This window comes from Labrenzia sp. THAF187b (genome assembly GCF_009363375.1).
GTDB lineage: Bacteria > Pseudomonadota > Alphaproteobacteria > Rhizobiales > Stappiaceae > Roseibium > Roseibium algicola.
The window spans coordinates 5,646,925-5,661,982 of sequence record NZ_CP045344.1; the positions used below are offsets into that span (position 1 = coordinate 5,646,925).

The window sequence follows — 15,058 nt, forward strand, 5'->3', positions numbered from 1 at the left end:
GCGGTCAAATAATTTGACCTCAACACGCGCAATTATGTTTCAATCCTAGCGGCAAAATCGATATTTTCCACTATGGGCCAGATACATGCCCGTATCAGGGTTGAAAGACTTGAATTTCCGCGCGCAATAGGCCGTCCACTGAGGGGTAAAGGGAGCCAGTCCGGTCTTGGTATAAGGGACACGCTGCGGTTGTCCGCGATACCGCGGCGGGTTCACATAGACCCGCGACCGGTAGGGATAGGCTCTCATGTCGTAGGGATGGTAATAGTAAGGTGCGCCATAGGGACGGTAAGGCGGGCCGTAAAGACCATAAGGTGCGTAGAAGGCGCCGCCGCGATAGCCACGATTGCCGAAACCGAAGCCGATACCGACACCATTGAAATAGATCCCGTCGGCGCGTGCGGGCGATGTGCCGGTCAAGCCGACGAATGCCCCGGCCAGACACATGGCGACAGCGGCAAGACAGATCCGAAACCGCTTGCGGGCAAGAGAGCCCCTTTCGCGTTTCGCCAGGTTCAGGTCAGACATGATGCTCTCTCCTGTCGGCGCACGCCCCGCGCCTGTTGGTCGCCCCTGTCCACACGCTGCCCAGAATAACGCATTCGGGCACCAAAATCTCTCCGATCGCGATCAAAAATGCTGGGCGTTCTTTCCGGGCCGCTTGCGCGGTTCACGCGCGGCCAGTAAACCGGGCGCCGATCCGACATTCCGACCGGGAAAACAAGACCCTCATGGCTCCACCGCTGCTGACACTTCGCGACGTTCATCTGACCTTTGGCGGCACGCCACTTCTTACCGGTGCCGAGCTTTCCGTTTCCGAAGGTGAGCGCATGTGCCTTGTCGGCCGCAACGGTTCCGGCAAGTCGACCCTTTTGAAGATTGCTGCCGGCATGGTGGAGATGGACAAGGGCGAACGCTTCTTCCAGCCCGGCCGCACGGTGCGCTATCTCCCGCAGGATCCGGACCTTTCCGCCTATGCCTCCACACTGGAGTACGTCAACGAAGGCCTGACCGAGGGCGACGATCCCTATCGCGGCGCTTATCTTCTGGAAGTCCTCGGCCTCAGCGGCACGGAAGACCCGAAGTCCCTTTCCGGCGGCGAAGCCCGCAGAGCTGCCCTCGCCCGAACGCTCGCCCCCGAGCCGGATATCCTGTTGCTCGACGAGCCAACCAACCACCTGGACCTTCCCGCCATCGAATGGCTGGAACAGGAGCTCAAGAGCCTGAAGTCCGCCCTGGTGCTGATTTCCCACGACCGTCGCTTCCTGGAGAACCTGTCGCGCACCACTGTCTGGATTGACCGCGGCGTCGCCCGCCGGCTCGACAAGGGCTTTGCCCACTTCGAAGCCTGGCGCGACGAGGTGTTCGAGCAGGAAGAGGTCGACCAGCAGAAGCTGGCGCAGAAGATCAAGCGCGAAGAGCACTGGATGACCTATGGTGTCACCGCCCGGCGTAAGCGCAACATGCGGCGCGTGCGCGAGCTTGCCGACCTTCGCAAACAGAAGCGGGAACATCGCGGACCTCAAGGCACCGCCAAGCTTGCTGCTGCGGATGCTGAAGTCTCTGGCAAGCTGGTGATCGAGGCCAAGGGCATTTCCAAGACCTACGGCGAACGTGCCATCGTCAAGGACTTCTCGACCCGCATCCAGCGTGGTGACAGGATCGGATTCGTCGGCCCGAACGGTGCTGGCAAGACGACGCTCTTGAAGATGTTGACCGGCGAACTGGCACCGGACACGGGCACGACACGGCTCGGCACCAACCTGGAAATGGTCACGCTCGACCAGAAGCGCGAGAACCTGAACCTCAACGACACGCTGTCCTCGGTCCTGACCGGCGGGCGCGGCGATACGGTGGTGATCGGCGACGAGACCAAGCATGTCATGTCCTACATGAAGGACTTCCTGTTCTCGCCGGAACAGGCCCGTACGCCTGTGGGTGTGCTGTCGGGTGGTGAACGCGCCCGCGCCATGCTCGCCCGGGCACTGGCCAACAAGTCGAACCTGATGGTGCTCGACGAGCCGACCAACGACCTCGACCTTGAAACGCTCGACCTGCTGCAGGAACTGCTTGCCGACTATCCCGGCACAGCCCTGATCGTCTCGCACGACCGCGATTTTCTCGACCGGGTGGCAACCTCCGTGATCGTTTCGGAAGGCGACGGCCTTTGGCGTGAATATGCCGGTGGCTACACCGACATGCTGGCACAGCGCGGCGAAGGCGTCACCGCTCGCAAGGCCGACAAGGCAGCGCCCGTGAAGAAGGAAAAGCCTTCCGCTCCAGAGGCTTCGCCGCAAAAGCCTCAGGCAAAATCAAAACTGAGCTTCACCCAGCAGCATCTTCTGAAAACCCTGCCGGACACGATCGAGAAACTTGAAGCGCGTCTCGAAACGCTTCAGGCGGAAATGAACGACCCGCAGCTCTACGTGAAGAACCCTGACAAGTTTGCCAAGATTTCCCAGCAAATTACTGATCTCACGAACGAAAAGGATGCTGCGGAGGAGCAGTGGCTGGAGCTGGAAATGCTGAACGAGGCGGGTTAGGCAAGCTGTTCGGCACATCAACTTCAGAAATTGATTCAACTCCGGGACTGGCCTGCTCTGCACTCCGGCACCGCGATCACATGGTCTCGGGAGCACTGGGCGCCTCACCGGGCACATTGCACCAAATCGGCCCCTATGGCACCCAGTCGGGACACCGTGTTCTGGCGGAACCTGCCGCCACCTGTCGCGTTTCCTTTTCGAGCAAGAAGGAGACGCACAGATGCACAAGGCGACCATTCTCAAGATCGATCAGGTCACTCACGATGTAAAACGCTTCCGTCTTGTCGAGCCTGAAGGGTTCGACTTCAAGGTCGGGGACGCGACAGAGATTGCGCTCGATGAAGACGGTTGGCGGGACGAGACTCGCCCCTTCACCATGACGTCCTTGCCCGAAGAGCGAACTCTCGAATTCACCATCAAGGGATACCCCGATCATGACGGGGTTACGGAGCGCCTTCACAAGCTGAAGGAGGGCGACCACGTGCTGATCGCCGATCCGTTCAAGACCTTCCGCTATGACGAGCCGGGTGTGTTCATTGCCGGCGGCGCCGGCATCACGCCGTTCCTTGCGATTTTCCGGGACCTGGAGAAGAAGGGAAAGCTGAACGGCAACCAGCTGATCTTTGCCAACAAGACCTCGGAGGACATTATCTACCGCAAGGAACTTGAGGCTATGGACGGCCTGAAGATCGATCACGTTCTGTCAGACGAAGACACGGCCGGCAGCCACCACGGCATGATCGACGCGGACATGATCAAGGAATTCGTGCCTGATCTGGACCGCCGCTTCTATCTTTGCGGACCGCCGCCCATGATGGAGGCGGTTCAGGAAGTGCTCGAGGAGCTTGGCGTCAAGCCGGACTCCGTGGAGTTCAGCGACTAACGCAGGCGTGGCAGGCCTGCTTCCTCAGCTGAGCCACCCTGGCGACTGACAAACCAGGCAAAGCCAAGCGGAGACCCGAGCCTCGGGCCTCCGCCGGCTGTACTGCGGAGCAAATCGCTTCCTCTCACCGCAAATCCTTGAAGAACACGGTTGTCGCGTCCAGATGGCCGTGGCTGTTATAGGCGTAGTCCGGAATGACGCCGACCTTCTGGTATCCGCAAGTCGGGTAGAGCTTTTCCGCTCGATCTCCGGTGACCGTATCCAGCACCAGCATCCAGCGGTTCTCGGAACGGGCAAGGCCATCGATGGCCGACATGAGCTTTCTGGCAAGTCCCTTGCGCCGATGATCCGGATGAACCATCAGCTTGGCGACGTCCGCCCGATGGGGCTGGTTGTCGGCTCCTGCCTTCACAAGCATCACCACCCCCGCAATGTCCGCCCCGTGGCGCGCGGCAAGCAGAAATGCCTCCCCACTTTCGATGGCGGGCAACTTGCTCGCCCAGAAGGCTTCCGCCTTGTCCTGCGGCATCGGCAACAGGAAGCCGATCCCGGCACCATCTTCGACGCATGCTTTCAGAAGCTGCCCCAGGGCGGGAAGCGACCTGCGCACCTCATCTGCGGACATCAGATCGACGGGAGCTTCAGGCGTGAACGGCTGGACTTGCAGACGTCCGGTTTCGGTAACGGGAAGTGTCATGGCGTGATCACCGTCAGGAAATAGCGTGCCGGAACAGATCCAGACGCGTGGTAACTGTTGGGGGCGTTGAGACGGAACCGCAGGGCATCACCAGGCTCCAGGTCGTAGGCATCCGGGCCGATGACCATCCGCAGGTTCCCCTCCAGAAGCACAAGTTGATGCTCCAGATCCGGAACCGGTGGAGCGGCATAGGCAACGGTGGCACCGGGGGGAATGCAACCTTCGATCATGGCCCCGCGATACCCGCTTGCTGCCGGCGTTAATGTGCGGCGGACATAGCCTGTCTCCGGGTCCGTCCAGACGGCCTGCGCGTCCCGAGGAACAAGGCGCTCGATCGTAGCGGAGGCCGCTCCGAATAGTTCGGCCATTGAGAGGCCGAATGCCGCGGCAAGTTTTCCGAGAACGCTTGCGGTCGGGCTGGTATCTCCGCGCTCGATCCGCGACAGGGTTGCCCGGCTGATACCGGTGCGTTCGGCCAGATCTTCCAGTGGCCAGTATCTGGCCCGTCGCAGCTCGGTCAGCCGCCGGGCAAGATCTTGATCAAGGTTCGACATCAAAAAATCCCATAAATGAGAATTTTCTCATATATGGGATTCTTGATTTTAAAAAGCTCAAAGAATGAGCAGTGTCTGACGGTCGTTTAGTTTCACACCTTCGAGAACACCGCACTGGCGTTCACACCGCCGAAACCAAAGCCATTGGTGAGGATGTGGTTGACGTCACGAGCAATGGCCTTGCCGGGGATCATTTCAAACCGGCTCATGGCCTCGTCGGCCGCTTCCAGATTGCGGGAGGGCGGCAACAGACCGCTCATCAGGGCCTTGACGCAGGCGATTGCCTCCACGGCTCCGGCAGCTCCCAGCAGGTGGCCGAACATCGACTTTGACGACGACACTGCAAGGTCCTTGCCACGGTTTTCGAAAAGCGTTGTCAGTGCAGCAATTTCTGCAGCATCGCCGACAGGTGTCGATGTGGAGTGCGCATTGACGTAACCGATTTCACCGGGCGAGAGATTGGCCGTCGACAGGGCCTGCCGCATTGCCCGCAGACCGCCCTCACCGTCCGGCGAAGACGCGGTAACGTGATAGGCGTCGGCACTGGTGCCGTAACCGGCCAACTCGGCCAGGATCGTCGCACCACGGGCGGTGGCATGGTCATGGTCTTCCAGGATCAGGATGCCAGCGCCTTCGCCCATGATGAAGCCGTCACGGTCCTGGTCAAATGGCCGGGACGCATGGGCCGGATCGTCATTGCGTTTGGAGGACATGGCCTTCGCGGCACAGAACCCGGCGTAGGAAACCTTGTCGATACAGGCTTCTGACCCGCCTGCCACCATCACGTCGGCTTCTCCCGAACGGATAATACGGGCGGCATCGCCCAGGGCCTGAAGGCTGGCCGCACAGGCAGTCACCGGTGCGCCGATCGGCCCCTTGAGGCCATGTCGGATGGAGACCTGCCCGGCAGCCAGGTTGGCCAGGAACGATGGCACCAGAAAAGGCGACGCGCGGCGAGGGCCTTTTTCGTCCACCAGCCGCGTACCGGCGGTCATGGCCGGAAACCCGCCAACCCCGGTCGCGATGATCGTGCCTGTGCGTTCCTTGTCCCTGTCGGACTTCGGCTCCCAACCCGCATGGGCCAGCGCTTCCTGAACCGCCCCCATGGCAAAGTGGATGAACCGGTCAGAGCGGCGCTGTTCGCGCGGATCCATCACTGCATCGACATCAAAGCCATGCTCGTCTTCTGCTTTGGAACGAACCTCGCCTGCAATCTGGCAAGCCAGCTCGCCTGCATCGAAGTGGGTGATCTGGCGGATGCCGTTGCTCCCGTCTTTCACCCGGTTCCAGAAGGCATCTACCCCGGTGCCCAGCGGGGAAACGATCCCCAGTCCCGTCACGACCACACGTCGCATGTCTTACCTCACATTGGTTTGCCAGCGCCCCCGCCCCGGCAGTTAAGATGTGTCGAGGCGGTTTGCCAGTCCGCCTGGAATGGAAATCCCTTTTGCCCGGCTATAGCTCCGAGAGCCGCTTCAGGGTGTCGATGGCACGCAGAAATTCATCGCTGCCGAGATGTCCCTTCACGTCTGCCTGGGCCTGCCGCCACAATGGGACGGCGGTATCAAGAAGCTCCGCACCCTTCGGGGTCAGCCGATACTGTTTGCTGCGACCGTCCCGGACAGGTTGCGATGCGACCAGCCCCTTGCGCTCCAGAAGAGCGACGTTGCGCACCAGCGTCGTACGTTCCATGGACAGCCGCTTGGCCAGTGCTGCCGTCGTCACGCCTTCGTATTTGCGGATCGAGACAAGAACGGAGAACTGACCTGCCGTCATGCCAACCTGCCGCGCCAGCTTGTCGTAGTGCCGGCTGACGGCACGTGCGGCCTTGCGCGCGTTGTCGAGAACGCAGAGCGAGAAATCGTCTTCTTCCATGCGGGCTTTGTGTGCATATACACATCAAAAGTCAAGTCACAGTCGAACGATCCCCTGCCCGGGCAATTTGTCATCAGGATATTGCGTTTATTTGCAAAGGGGTTACGGTCAACAGCGGCAACCGGAGCGTGAGGAGGTCAAAATGACAGATGCTGTTCAGGCCGTAGAGAATATGAGAAGAAAAATCCAGGACAACTGGGGCTGGTTTCTGGCGCTCGGCGTTGCGCTGGTCATAGGTGGTATCATCCTGATCGCCGCTCCATTGGCAACGTCGGTTGCCGTAACGATCCTGATCGCGGCTGTGCTATTCGTTGGCGGCCTGGTTCAGATCTACAATTCCTTCAAGACCCATGGTACCGCCAGTTTCCTCTGGAACCTGATCACCGGCATTATCGCCGTCATCGGCGGGATCGTGATTTATGTGAACCCGCTCGCGGGAACCATCGCACTGACATTGGTGATTGCCGCAATCTTCGTGGCGCAGGGCATCAGCCAGATCCTGCTGGCCTTCAAACTGAAGCCGCATGACGGCTGGGTCTGGGTGCTGATCGCAGGGCTCGTATCCCTTGTGGCCGGTGCCATGATCTGGCTGGAACTGCCGAGCTCGGCCGCCTGGGCGCTTGGCCTTCTGGCCGGCATTTCCGTGCTGATCAACGGCTGGAGCTACATCGCCATTGCCCTTGCAGCCAAGGCATCCAAGAACTGAACCTGAAATTATTCGACATGACTGGCACCCGGCAGAATTTCGTTTGCCGGGCGCTTTTTTTGATGTAGCGTTTTTCAGGTTCAACAGCAGGCGTCGCCTGCGTTCAGGCTGTTCCGTGGATGGTTTCTGTTCTCGGCCGCAATGGCGGCAATCCGCATAACAAGGCCTATTGGTGGTGGCCGCCCCCCGCCGACCATTGATGTTTGCCGGCTCTTGCCGGCGTCTTTACTCTCCAAGACATCAACGGATTTTCGAAATGACGAACGTGACCTTGCGCGGTGAAGACCGCATGCTTTCTGTCGCCTGGACCGATGGCACCAACACCGACTTTCCCTTCATCTGGCTTCGCGACAACTGCCCGAGCGGGTTTCATACGCAAACGCAGGAACGCCAGTTCGACCTGACCGGCATTGCGATGGATATTTCCATCGCGAAGGCCGAACAGGATGCGGATGAAATTATTCTTACCTGGTCCGGCGACGGCCATGTCAGCCGCTACAGGGCCGACTGGCTGTTCGATCACCGGCCTGGGGTCGGACTTGCCGATCCAGCCGAGATCGAACCTGAGCTGTGGCGCGGTGATCTTGTCCCGGAAAGCCTTCCGCGAGCGGCGGCGGCCGACTTGATGGTCAACGACGATCTCCTTTTTGCTTTCCTGATCGAAGCCAAGAAAACCGGCCTTGCTCTTGTCGACGGCATGGCTGACGACGTGGAGGCAGGTATCGATGTCGCCCGCAGGATCGGTTTTCTTCGGGAGACCAATTTCGGCACGACGTTTGAGGTCATTTCCAAGCCGAACCCGAACAACCTGGCCTATACGTCCCATGCCCTTCCTTTGCATACGGACCTGGCCAATCAGGAATTGCCACCAGGCTTCCAGTTCCTGCATTGTCTTGCCAATGAAGCAGAAGGTGGCGGCTCGACCTTTTGTGACGGCTTCGCGATTGCGGACGATCTCGCCCGGCTCGATCCGGAGGCCTTCCGGCTCCTTGCCGAGACGCCGGTGCCCTTTCGCTTTCACGACGAGGACTACGACATCCGCCGCCATCACACGGTGATCGAACTCGATCTGTTCGCACGCGTGCAGGAGCTCCATTTCAATGCCCATCTTGCCGGGATCTTCGATCTGCCGGCGGATCGAATGGAAGCTTATTACGGGGCGTATCGCACCTTGATGCAGATGACCCGATCAAGGAACTACGTCATCACCACACGGCTGAAGGGCGGAGAAATGGTGATCTTCGACAATCGGCGGGTCCTGCATGGTCGAGCCGCTTTCGACCCCAGCACCGGGTTCCGCCACCTGCGCGGCTGTTATGTCGACCGCGGCGAATTCGATAGCCGCATACGAGTCCTCAGCCGAAAAAGGAACTAAGGATCTCACAGGCAAGAGCGCCCGAACCTGTCCGGGTGCTCTCAAGTTCTTTACACCTTCCGGTGCTTTTCCCACCGATGATCAGCGAGGCTCCCTGGCAAGACCCTTGCCGAGGATGGGGCCGGTCGGCAACCCGGTTGGAGAGCCTCCCGGCTGTTCGAAGGTGATCTCATAAAGCTGGTCAGGCTTGGGAACCGGCAACCCGGCAGCTTGCAGGATCGTTTGTTTGGGCTCATCGAAGATGCCCAGGGAAACCGGCGGCCCATCCGGATCCGGTTTGGTCCAGAGCTGAAGGATTGTGCCTGCCGGGACATCGGTCTGCCCCAGAAGCGTGACCTGGGTTGCGTTGTTCTCAGCCCCTTCGATCATCGCAACAGGCTGCCCGGCATCGTTGACAAGCACGGCTATTACCTGCGGCTCAACTGTCGTCATAAGGTTCCAGACAAGCGCGATGGTAAGTACGAGGCTCGCTGCCAGGCTGGCTGCCGCCGTCCACATCATTGGCCTGTTGCGCTTTTCTCTCTCGGACTTGAGATCCACCGGCGCTTCAACACGGCTGTCTTTCGTCTCGGGAGCGGCAATACTTTCTTCCACGGCGTCCAGACGCCTTTCAACGCGATGCCAAAGGCTCTCCGGCACGGCTTCCCGGGGCGTCGCGGCGTCCAGGGCGGCGAACCGCTGACGGGCAAGTTCCACGAGAACGGCCAATTCCGGCTCCTTCATCAGGCGATCTTCCACTTCGCGCTGTTCTTCTGGGTCGCACAGGCCAATGACGAATTCGTCGGCAAGTTCGGCAAGGTTTCGGCGGGCCGTTCTCATGACATGCACTCCCGCAAGGAAGTCAGGCCACGGCGCACCCACGCCTTTACCGTTCCAAGGGGGGCCGACAGCCGGCCGGCAATTTCACCGTGGGTGTAGCCCCAGATATAGGACATCAGCACGGCACTGCGCTTTTCCGTTTCCAGTCGACCAAGACAACGACGCAACTCGCTGTCATGGCCCAGCATTTCCCAGGCCTCGTTCAGTTCGCTGCCGTCGATCTGGCGTTCCAGCTTGTCGTCATCGGTTGCCGCTTCCCGGGCCCCGTCACGAAGCATGTTCAAGGTCCTGTTCCGCAGGACCGCGTAGATCCACGCGCGTCCGGATCCCTTCGCAGGATCAAACTGGGAAGCCTTGCGCCAGATCAGGACCAACGCATCCTGGAGGGCATCTTCAGCAAGGTCCTGCCGGCGCAACATGCGCTTGGCAATGCCCAGCATCTTGGGGCCTTCCAGTTCCAGGATCTGTCGCAGGGCCTGACGGTCCTTGCGTGCACAGGCGGCCAGAAGGGCCGCGTGATCCACTTCGCTTACGCTTTCCGGCATATCCAGCACGTTGGTCTCACTTGTTCAATCTCACCAGGGCTCCTGACTGCTACGCATCAGAAGCGTTGCCGGACCAGTCGTACCGGTAAGGGACCGGAGCAGCCTGGGGTGGGTGGTCCAGGCTGCTCCGGCAATCGGCTTTGCGAACCAGGTGGGACGGGGCCGCAAAGCCCAGAGCATCCTTGTTCATTCAGCGGGCTGAAGATGCTCTGTCAGTAAGTGCTTTGGATGGGGCTCACATCGCGGTCATGAACGTGATGTCGCGCAGCGGCCATTCCAGGCCACCCAGTTCCCAGCTATCGGTCACCTTGCCGGTTTCCAGCGAAACGGTGTGCAGCCACGTGCCGGTTGCCAGCCAGGCCTTGTTGTTGCCTTCCGCGTCGGTGGCAACATCAAAGGCGTAGGTTTCGGCAGCGTCCACCCCCAGCTTGCCAACGGCCGCAAGGGTGCCATCGTTCGGCGAAGTCTGACGGATGACGGCACCAATGGTCGCGTCGATGTCATACATCGCTGTCGTTTCCGGCTGGCCGTAGGAATTGATGTAGGCAGCAGCAACGATGTTCGGCGCTTCGCCCGCATGCATGTCCTTTTCCTCAAAGGCCAGGCTGCCGTCGACGGTCACCTTGCCGCTTTCGATATCAACCCGGTGGTTGGTCACACCGGTCATGAAGCGCAACTTGTTGGCCTTGGGGTTGAAGTCGACGATGACAGGCTGCCCGTCTTTCAGCGGCAGCATCTTGTCCATCTTGGAAATCACCGTTGCCGCACCGGTCTTCGGATCAATCTCGACAATTTCGTGAGCGCCACTGACGCCGATCAGCTGCCCCGTCGCCGGCCGCAGGTCAATGCCGAGCAGGCTGTCGACACCGGAAACTTCCATCGTGTCGGTTACCTTTCCGGAATTGCTGTCGATGACCACCAGGGTCTTTTCACCGGCAAGACCGATCGCAGGGGTCGCGTGAGCAGCGCCAGCGGCAAGAACAAGGGCGGATGCTGTCAGAAGGCTACGTGCAATAAGGGGCATTTCAGATCTCCGTCTTTCAAAGGCAGGAGGCATCGGATTGGCCTCACTTCCCGGAAACACGGCAGATCGAATTTTGGATGCAGCAGGGGGAAATCTTTTTTGAAATTTTTTAGAAATTGGAGATCAAATTAAATATAAGTATCTGAATTTATTGAACTTAAAAGAAAAACCTCTCATCATAAAAATTTCCTGGTTCGCAGCAGAAACAGGAAACCGTGACCTCATCCACCTTCAAAAATGCGTGTCTTTTCTTCTTCGGACAGCACTTTCCATTTGCCCACTTCGAGACCTTCCAGACCGAGGCCGCCGATGTGACTGCGAGTCAGGTCGGTGACGTGATTGCCCGTTGCCGCGAACATGCGGCGTACCTGGTGATACCGGCCTTCATGCAGGGTAAGCCGAGCATGGGTTTCGTCCAGAACCTGAAGCTCCGCCGGCTTCAGCGGCTTGTCTTCACTTTCCAGCATCATGTCGCCGGAAGCAAACAGCGCGCCTTCGTCGCCCTTCATCGGGCGGTCGAGTGTCACTTCGTAAATCTTGGGAACTTCGGACTTCGGCGAGATGACGCGATGCAGGAATGTGCCGTCGTCGGTAAACAGCAAGGCACCGGACGTTTCCTTGTCCAGCCGACCGATGGTGGACAGAACCGGCTTGCGCATGCGGAAGCGGTCCGGCAAGAGGTCATAGACCAGCCGGCCCTGATCCTTGATGGAGCAGGTGTAGCCAAGCGGCTTGTTCATCAGGATCACCACCCCGTGTGCGGGGTCGAGCGGCTCATCGTCGAAGAGGATGTCCTCGTGAGCGGTCTTGGCATCCGCCTTCAAACGGCTGCCCTCGCGGTCTGTGAGCCACCCGTTGCGGATGGCGACCTGCATTTCCTTCCGGCTGCCATAGCCGAGATTGGCGAGGAGTTTTACAAGACGCATCTTACCGACCTCCCTTGGCTTTGACGGCCCGGATTACCTTGTAGCCACCTTCGTCGGCGAGCTGTCTCACATCGGCGAAGACTTCGCCCAGCGTGTGCTCGTAGGGAAGATGCCGGTTCGCGACCATGAAGAATTCACCACCCGGCCGCAGTCCGCGGGCAGCGGCGCGAATGAAGCCCTGACCGACGTCGGCGCGGTCGGCCTTGCCGGCCTGGTGGAACGGCGGGTTGGAGACGATGAAGTCGTAAGGCCCTTCGATGCCCTGGGTCACATCCGACCAGATGCCGTTCATCGTTCTGAGGCCCTTGAAGGCAGCCAGGTTCTGTTCGGCCAGATCCAGCGCACGCTTTTCCGCCTCGTAGAGATCCATCGAAGTGACCTTCGGAGCCTTCTCGAAAACGGCACGGGTCAGATAACCGAAGCCCGCTCCAAGATCAGCGCCTCTGCCCTTCAGCGTTGCCGGCACAAGGTCTGCCAGAAGTCTGGAGGCCGGGTCGATCCTGTCCCAGGCGAAGATGCCCGGCCGGCTGACGAATGTGCCGTCAAGCACGGTCCGCGGCGCATCCAGTACCAGCCATTCGGCGAGAAGTGCGGTGTTCAGGCTGTCATCGGAAACTTCACTCCAGACAACCCGGCACTTGTTCTTGGTCATTTTCTCGGCGCTGCCCAGAAGCTCCTGAAGATCGCTTTCCAGCGTCTTGGCACCTTCGGTGTTGGGCGCGCAGGCAATCACGGTTCCACCCGGCCGTGTCTTTGAAACCGCACGGGCAAGCTGTGCCCTTGCTTCCTGCCGTTGACGACCAGGAAGAACGAGAACAGCGTCGAAGCTGTTGTCTTCCGTCTCCGCGTCTACCTTCAGCCCTGCCTTTTGCAGCGCATCCCGATCTGGTGCGAAACTCTGTTCGCAAACAAGATCTACGTCCGCAAGCGCTGCAAGCGGACGCCCTGTCCTTGCGCGCAGGAACAGGACGCGGCTCTTGTCGGCAAGCTCGACAGCCCCGGTTTCAAGAGGCAATACGAGTGTATCGAGCGCGGGATCGGACATGGCGGTCTTTCAGACGGGTTTCAGCTGACGCGCTCATACCGCCAGAATGGCCGAAGGTCAAAAGATCGCATCAGACCGGAAAGCTTTTCCATCCACCAGCAGGTTTACGGGCAGCGACCGGCCGTCTTCGGTCAACGAGATTTCAAGAAGAATGCGCGATGTGTCCATGCGTTCGATTTCAAGTCCCTCGCCCTCGGGCAGGAAGAAGGCATCGATACCGTAGTCCACCCGTATTTCGTCACCAAGAACGGAGCGAACGGTACCGGCGATCGCCAGATCACCGGCGTCAGCTCTTTCCTTCGCAATCAGGACCGGCACGGCAGCGCCCGTTCCTTCTGACTTCAGACCGACGAAGATGCTGTCTCCCGACTGGACCTTGTCGGCACCGGGCACCGTATTGGAAACGGTACCGATCGCAAGATTGATCACTACATAGTCGCCACGGAGCAGGTCTCTCGGGTCAACCGGCACCACGGCAAGCGAAACAGCGGTTCCGCTGTGTTGCACGTCCAGCCGGTCGAACAACGGGATTGAGATGAGGCCAAGCTGGATCAGGGCCAGAAGTCCCCAAAGCAGCCATTGGGCGCGGGACTGCGGTTTTGAAACGGGAGTTGCAGTTGCCGTGGTCATTCCTGAACCTCCCCGGTGACGTCACCTTCATCCGGCGTCCGGCCACCGCGCCTCATCAGACGCGCCAGCCAAAGGGCCATTCCCAGCAGCAGAACACCTGCCACCAGGAAGAACAGCGACTGCCCCAGCAAACTGCCGATGGTGACCTGAAGCAGCCAGAGCGCGACCGCAGTCAGGCCGAAATAGGCACAAAGCATCCAGAACCTGTTGTTATACCATGTCCCCAGTGCGCAAAGACCGATCAGTGCCGCCAGAACAAAGGCTGCAAGCACGAGAACGTTGGCCGTCAGAACCGGCATCAGCACGGCCACCAGCGCCAGGCCGGTTGCCCCGAAGAGCGCCCCCGACTTCACGGTCTTGTAGGATAGCAGCAGGCCTGTCACCAGGAGAGCCAGAGCGACGGCCAACGGCACCATAGCAGGGAGTGTTGCAAGGCCGCCCAAAGACGGTTCGTCCGCGACCTCGGGAACAAACACGAGCGCCAGGACGACCAGCACCGACAAGACCAGAATACCGACATCCTGAAGGGACCTTGCCATCAGCCAATGCCCATGACTGCGCGTCGGCCGGTCGCTTGACCACTTCACGAAAAGATCGGCAACGGGATCGAGCAACATCATCGCGGCCGCCATTCCACCGGTTCCGGCTAGGAACATTGCAGTGATGAAATCATCGCTGGAGCTCATCAGTTCCGCTGTTTCGCCAAACCAGCGGCCATAGGTTACCCAGAGCAGCGAAATCGCGGCCCAGCGCGAAAGCCGTGCGGGATGGATGACCGGATGTGCAAACACCGCGACAAGAAGGAGAAGCCCGATCAGATCTTCCATCAGCGGTGCCGAACCGAATTCGGACCGCATGACCTGCCAGGTTATGGCAGCACCGGCAGCGACGATCAGGGATGTTTTCGAACCGGTGAGCCACGCGGCAGCCAGCGCACCGAGACAGACAAGGAAAGCGCCACCGGGCCAGTCGGCGGGCAAGTGGAAGATCTGTCCGACCAGCGCCATGCCGCCGAGAAAAACCAGCGTGGCAAAGCCAGTGGCAAGATCCGCGATACCCTTGCGCCCTCTTGTTGCAGCAAAGGCCGCAAGACCGTTGCTCGCAACGACAAGCAGTGCAATGCCGACGAGCTTCACGGACTTCGGAATAGCTCCCCAGTTTGCCGCTATGAATGCCAGCAGCGCCAAAGCCACGCAGACCATTCCAATTCCGGCAAGGGCCATGGGCAGGCGTGAACGACCGTCGTCCTGATCCTGCTCCTTCAATATGGCCGTTGCACCGGCAGAACTCACCCAGCCCTTCTCGACCCAAAGTTCCAGGTCGTCCTTCAAGCGTTTCTTATAGGCCCAGTCGAACATGCGGCTCCGCCAGTTTTCTCTTCATTGTTCTCTCGCAGCAGGGTTTTCCCTCACCCAGGCACACGGGGCTCCGAACCG

The 15,058-nt window shown here is 59.9% G+C and carries 16 protein-coding genes; 4 read left to right on the plus strand and 12 right to left on the minus strand.

The annotated features are described in order from the left end of the window. Positions 1–45: 45 nt before the first annotated feature. Positions 46–528: a BA14K family protein gene (locus FIV03_RS25930; RefSeq protein ID WP_152511502.1), complete on the minus strand. Its 483-nt coding sequence runs from the start codon at positions 526–528 to the stop codon at positions 46–48. Between the two features lie 203 nt (positions 529–731). Between FIV03_RS25930 and FIV03_RS25935 the strand changes: the two genes are divergently transcribed. Both FIV03_RS25935 and FIV03_RS25940 read left to right on the plus strand, forming a co-directional pair. Further along, positions 732–2,543 carry an ATP-binding cassette domain-containing protein gene (locus FIV03_RS25935; RefSeq protein ID WP_152511503.1) on the plus strand — a complete coding sequence of 604 codons (1,812 nt, stop codon included), beginning with the start codon at positions 732–734 and terminating at the stop codon, positions 2,541–2,543. Between the two features lie 220 nt (positions 2,544–2,763). Beyond that, the gene (locus FIV03_RS25940) at positions 2,764–3,426 is read left to right on the plus strand and encodes an FAD-binding oxidoreductase (protein WP_152511504.1); all 663 of its coding nucleotides are present in this window, start codon (positions 2,764–2,766) and stop codon (positions 3,424–3,426) included. A 124-nt stretch (positions 3,427–3,550) separates the two neighbouring features. Here the strand turns inward: FIV03_RS25940 and FIV03_RS25945 are convergent, their stop codons facing one another. The 4 genes from FIV03_RS25945 to FIV03_RS25960 all read right to left on the minus strand — a co-directional run bounded on the left by FIV03_RS25945 (position 3,551) and on the right by FIV03_RS25960 (position 6,552). Beyond that, on the minus strand, positions 3,551–4,123 hold the full coding sequence (locus tag FIV03_RS25945; protein WP_152511505.1) for a GNAT family N-acetyltransferase: 573 nt from the start codon (positions 4,121–4,123) through the stop codon (positions 3,551–3,553). Further along, entirely contained in the window at positions 4,120–4,677 is a 558-nt protein-coding gene (locus FIV03_RS25950; protein WP_152511506.1) for an XRE family transcriptional regulator, read from the minus strand. Before FIV03_RS25950 ends, FIV03_RS25945 begins: the two co-directional genes overlap by 4 nt. A gap of 92 nt (positions 4,678–4,769) precedes the next feature. Continuing rightward, the gene (gene fabF, locus FIV03_RS25955) at positions 4,770–6,032 is read right to left on the minus strand and encodes a beta-ketoacyl-ACP synthase II (protein ID WP_152511507.1); all 1,263 of its coding nucleotides are present in this window, start codon (positions 6,030–6,032) and stop codon (positions 4,770–4,772) included. Positions 6,033–6,132: 100 nt separating this feature from the next. Further along, the gene (locus FIV03_RS25960; RefSeq protein ID WP_023000044.1) at positions 6,133–6,552 is read right to left on the minus strand and encodes a MarR family winged helix-turn-helix transcriptional regulator; all 420 of its coding nucleotides are present in this window, start codon (positions 6,550–6,552) and stop codon (positions 6,133–6,135) included. Between the two features lie 142 nt (positions 6,553–6,694). Here FIV03_RS25960 and FIV03_RS25965 point away from each other — a divergent pair, with 142 nt between their 5' ends. Together FIV03_RS25965 and FIV03_RS25970 are read left to right on the plus strand one after the other, a co-directional pair. Continuing rightward, complete coding sequence (locus FIV03_RS25965) at positions 6,695–7,258, plus strand: HdeD family acid-resistance protein (protein ID WP_173013951.1); 564 nt, start codon at positions 6,695–6,697, stop codon at positions 7,256–7,258. A 256-nt stretch (positions 7,259–7,514) separates the two neighbouring features. Next, positions 7,515–8,633, plus strand: coding sequence for a TauD/TfdA family dioxygenase (locus FIV03_RS25970; RefSeq protein WP_152511508.1), 1,119 nt, complete (start codon positions 7,515–7,517; stop codon positions 8,631–8,633). Positions 8,634–8,714: 81 nt separating this feature from the next. Here the strand turns inward: FIV03_RS25970 and FIV03_RS25975 are convergent, their stop codons facing one another. From FIV03_RS25975 to FIV03_RS26005, 7 genes are all read right to left on the minus strand, one after another. After that, positions 8,715–9,452, minus strand: a complete 738-nt coding sequence (locus tag FIV03_RS25975; protein ID WP_152511509.1) for an anti-sigma factor — start codon at positions 9,450–9,452, stop codon at positions 8,715–8,717. Then, on the minus strand, positions 9,449–9,997 hold the full coding sequence (locus FIV03_RS25980) for a sigma-70 family RNA polymerase sigma factor (protein WP_152512082.1): 549 nt from the start codon (positions 9,995–9,997) through the stop codon (positions 9,449–9,451). The genes FIV03_RS25975 and FIV03_RS25980 overlap by 4 nt, the downstream gene beginning before the upstream one ends. A 235-nt stretch (positions 9,998–10,232) precedes the next feature. Then, positions 10,233–11,021: a DUF4394 domain-containing protein gene (locus FIV03_RS25985; RefSeq protein WP_023000039.1), complete on the minus strand. Its 789-nt coding sequence runs from the start codon at positions 11,019–11,021 to the stop codon at positions 10,233–10,235. A 221-nt stretch (positions 11,022–11,242) separates the two neighbouring features. After that, positions 11,243–11,947, minus strand: a complete 705-nt coding sequence (locus FIV03_RS25990) for a 16S rRNA pseudouridine(516) synthase (RefSeq protein ID WP_152511510.1) — start codon at positions 11,945–11,947, stop codon at positions 11,243–11,245. 1 nt (position 11,948) lies between these two features. Beyond that, the gene (locus FIV03_RS25995) at positions 11,949–12,992 is read right to left on the minus strand and encodes a class I SAM-dependent methyltransferase (protein ID WP_077290462.1); all 1,044 of its coding nucleotides are present in this window, start codon (positions 12,990–12,992) and stop codon (positions 11,949–11,951) included. Between the two features lie 57 nt (positions 12,993–13,049). Beyond that, positions 13,050–13,622: a GDYXXLXY domain-containing protein gene (locus tag FIV03_RS26000; RefSeq protein WP_209009793.1), complete on the minus strand. Its 573-nt coding sequence runs from the start codon at positions 13,620–13,622 to the stop codon at positions 13,050–13,052. Next, entirely contained in the window at positions 13,619–14,980 is a 1,362-nt protein-coding gene (locus FIV03_RS26005) for a DUF2157 domain-containing protein (protein ID WP_209009794.1), read from the minus strand. The genes FIV03_RS26000 and FIV03_RS26005 overlap by 4 nt, the downstream gene beginning before the upstream one ends. Positions 14,981–15,058 lie beyond the last annotated feature (78 nt).

What these genes read in the sequence shown, in the direction of transcription:
- FIV03_RS25930 (WP_152511502.1), bottom strand. Translation starts at nt 528, where the DNA reads ATGTCTGACCTGAACCTGGCGAAACGCGAAAGGGGCTCTCTTGCCCGC.
- FIV03_RS25935 (WP_152511503.1), top strand. Translation starts at nt 732, where the DNA reads ATGGCTCCACCGCTGCTGACACTTCGCGACGTTCATCTGACCTTTGGC.
- FIV03_RS25940 (WP_152511504.1), top strand. Translation starts at nt 2,764, where the DNA reads ATGCACAAGGCGACCATTCTCAAGATCGATCAGGTCACTCACGATGTA.
- FIV03_RS25945 (WP_152511505.1), bottom strand. Translation starts at nt 4,123, where the DNA reads ATGACACTTCCCGTTACCGAAACCGGACGTCTGCAAGTCCAGCCGTTC.
- FIV03_RS25950 (WP_152511506.1), bottom strand. Translation starts at nt 4,677, where the DNA reads ATGTCGAACCTTGATCAAGATCTTGCCCGGCGGCTGACCGAGCTGCGA.
- fabF (WP_152511507.1), bottom strand. Translation starts at nt 6,032, where the DNA reads ATGCGACGTGTGGTCGTGACGGGACTGGGGATCGTTTCCCCGCTGGGC.
- FIV03_RS25960 (WP_023000044.1), bottom strand. Translation starts at nt 6,552, where the DNA reads ATGGAAGAAGACGATTTCTCGCTCTGCGTTCTCGACAACGCGCGCAAG.
- FIV03_RS25965 (WP_173013951.1), top strand. Translation starts at nt 6,695, where the DNA reads ATGACAGATGCTGTTCAGGCCGTAGAGAATATGAGAAGAAAAATCCAG.
- FIV03_RS25970 (WP_152511508.1), top strand. Translation starts at nt 7,515, where the DNA reads ATGACGAACGTGACCTTGCGCGGTGAAGACCGCATGCTTTCTGTCGCC.
- FIV03_RS25975 (WP_152511509.1), bottom strand. Translation starts at nt 9,452, where the DNA reads ATGAGAACGGCCCGCCGAAACCTTGCCGAACTTGCCGACGAATTCGTC.
- FIV03_RS25980 (WP_152512082.1), bottom strand. Translation starts at nt 9,997, where the DNA reads ATGCCGGAAAGCGTAAGCGAAGTGGATCACGCGGCCCTTCTGGCCGCC.
- FIV03_RS25985 (WP_023000039.1), bottom strand. Translation starts at nt 11,021, where the DNA reads ATGCCCCTTATTGCACGTAGCCTTCTGACAGCATCCGCCCTTGTTCTT.
- FIV03_RS25990 (WP_152511510.1), bottom strand. Translation starts at nt 11,947, where the DNA reads ATGCGTCTTGTAAAACTCCTCGCCAATCTCGGCTATGGCAGCCGGAAG.
- FIV03_RS25995 (WP_077290462.1), bottom strand. Translation starts at nt 12,992, where the DNA reads ATGTCCGATCCCGCGCTCGATACACTCGTATTGCCTCTTGAAACCGGG.
- FIV03_RS26000 (WP_209009793.1), bottom strand. Translation starts at nt 13,622, where the DNA reads ATGACCACGGCAACTGCAACTCCCGTTTCAAAACCGCAGTCCCGCGCC.
- FIV03_RS26005 (WP_209009794.1), bottom strand. Translation starts at nt 14,980, where the DNA reads ATGTTCGACTGGGCCTATAAGAAACGCTTGAAGGACGACCTGGAACTT.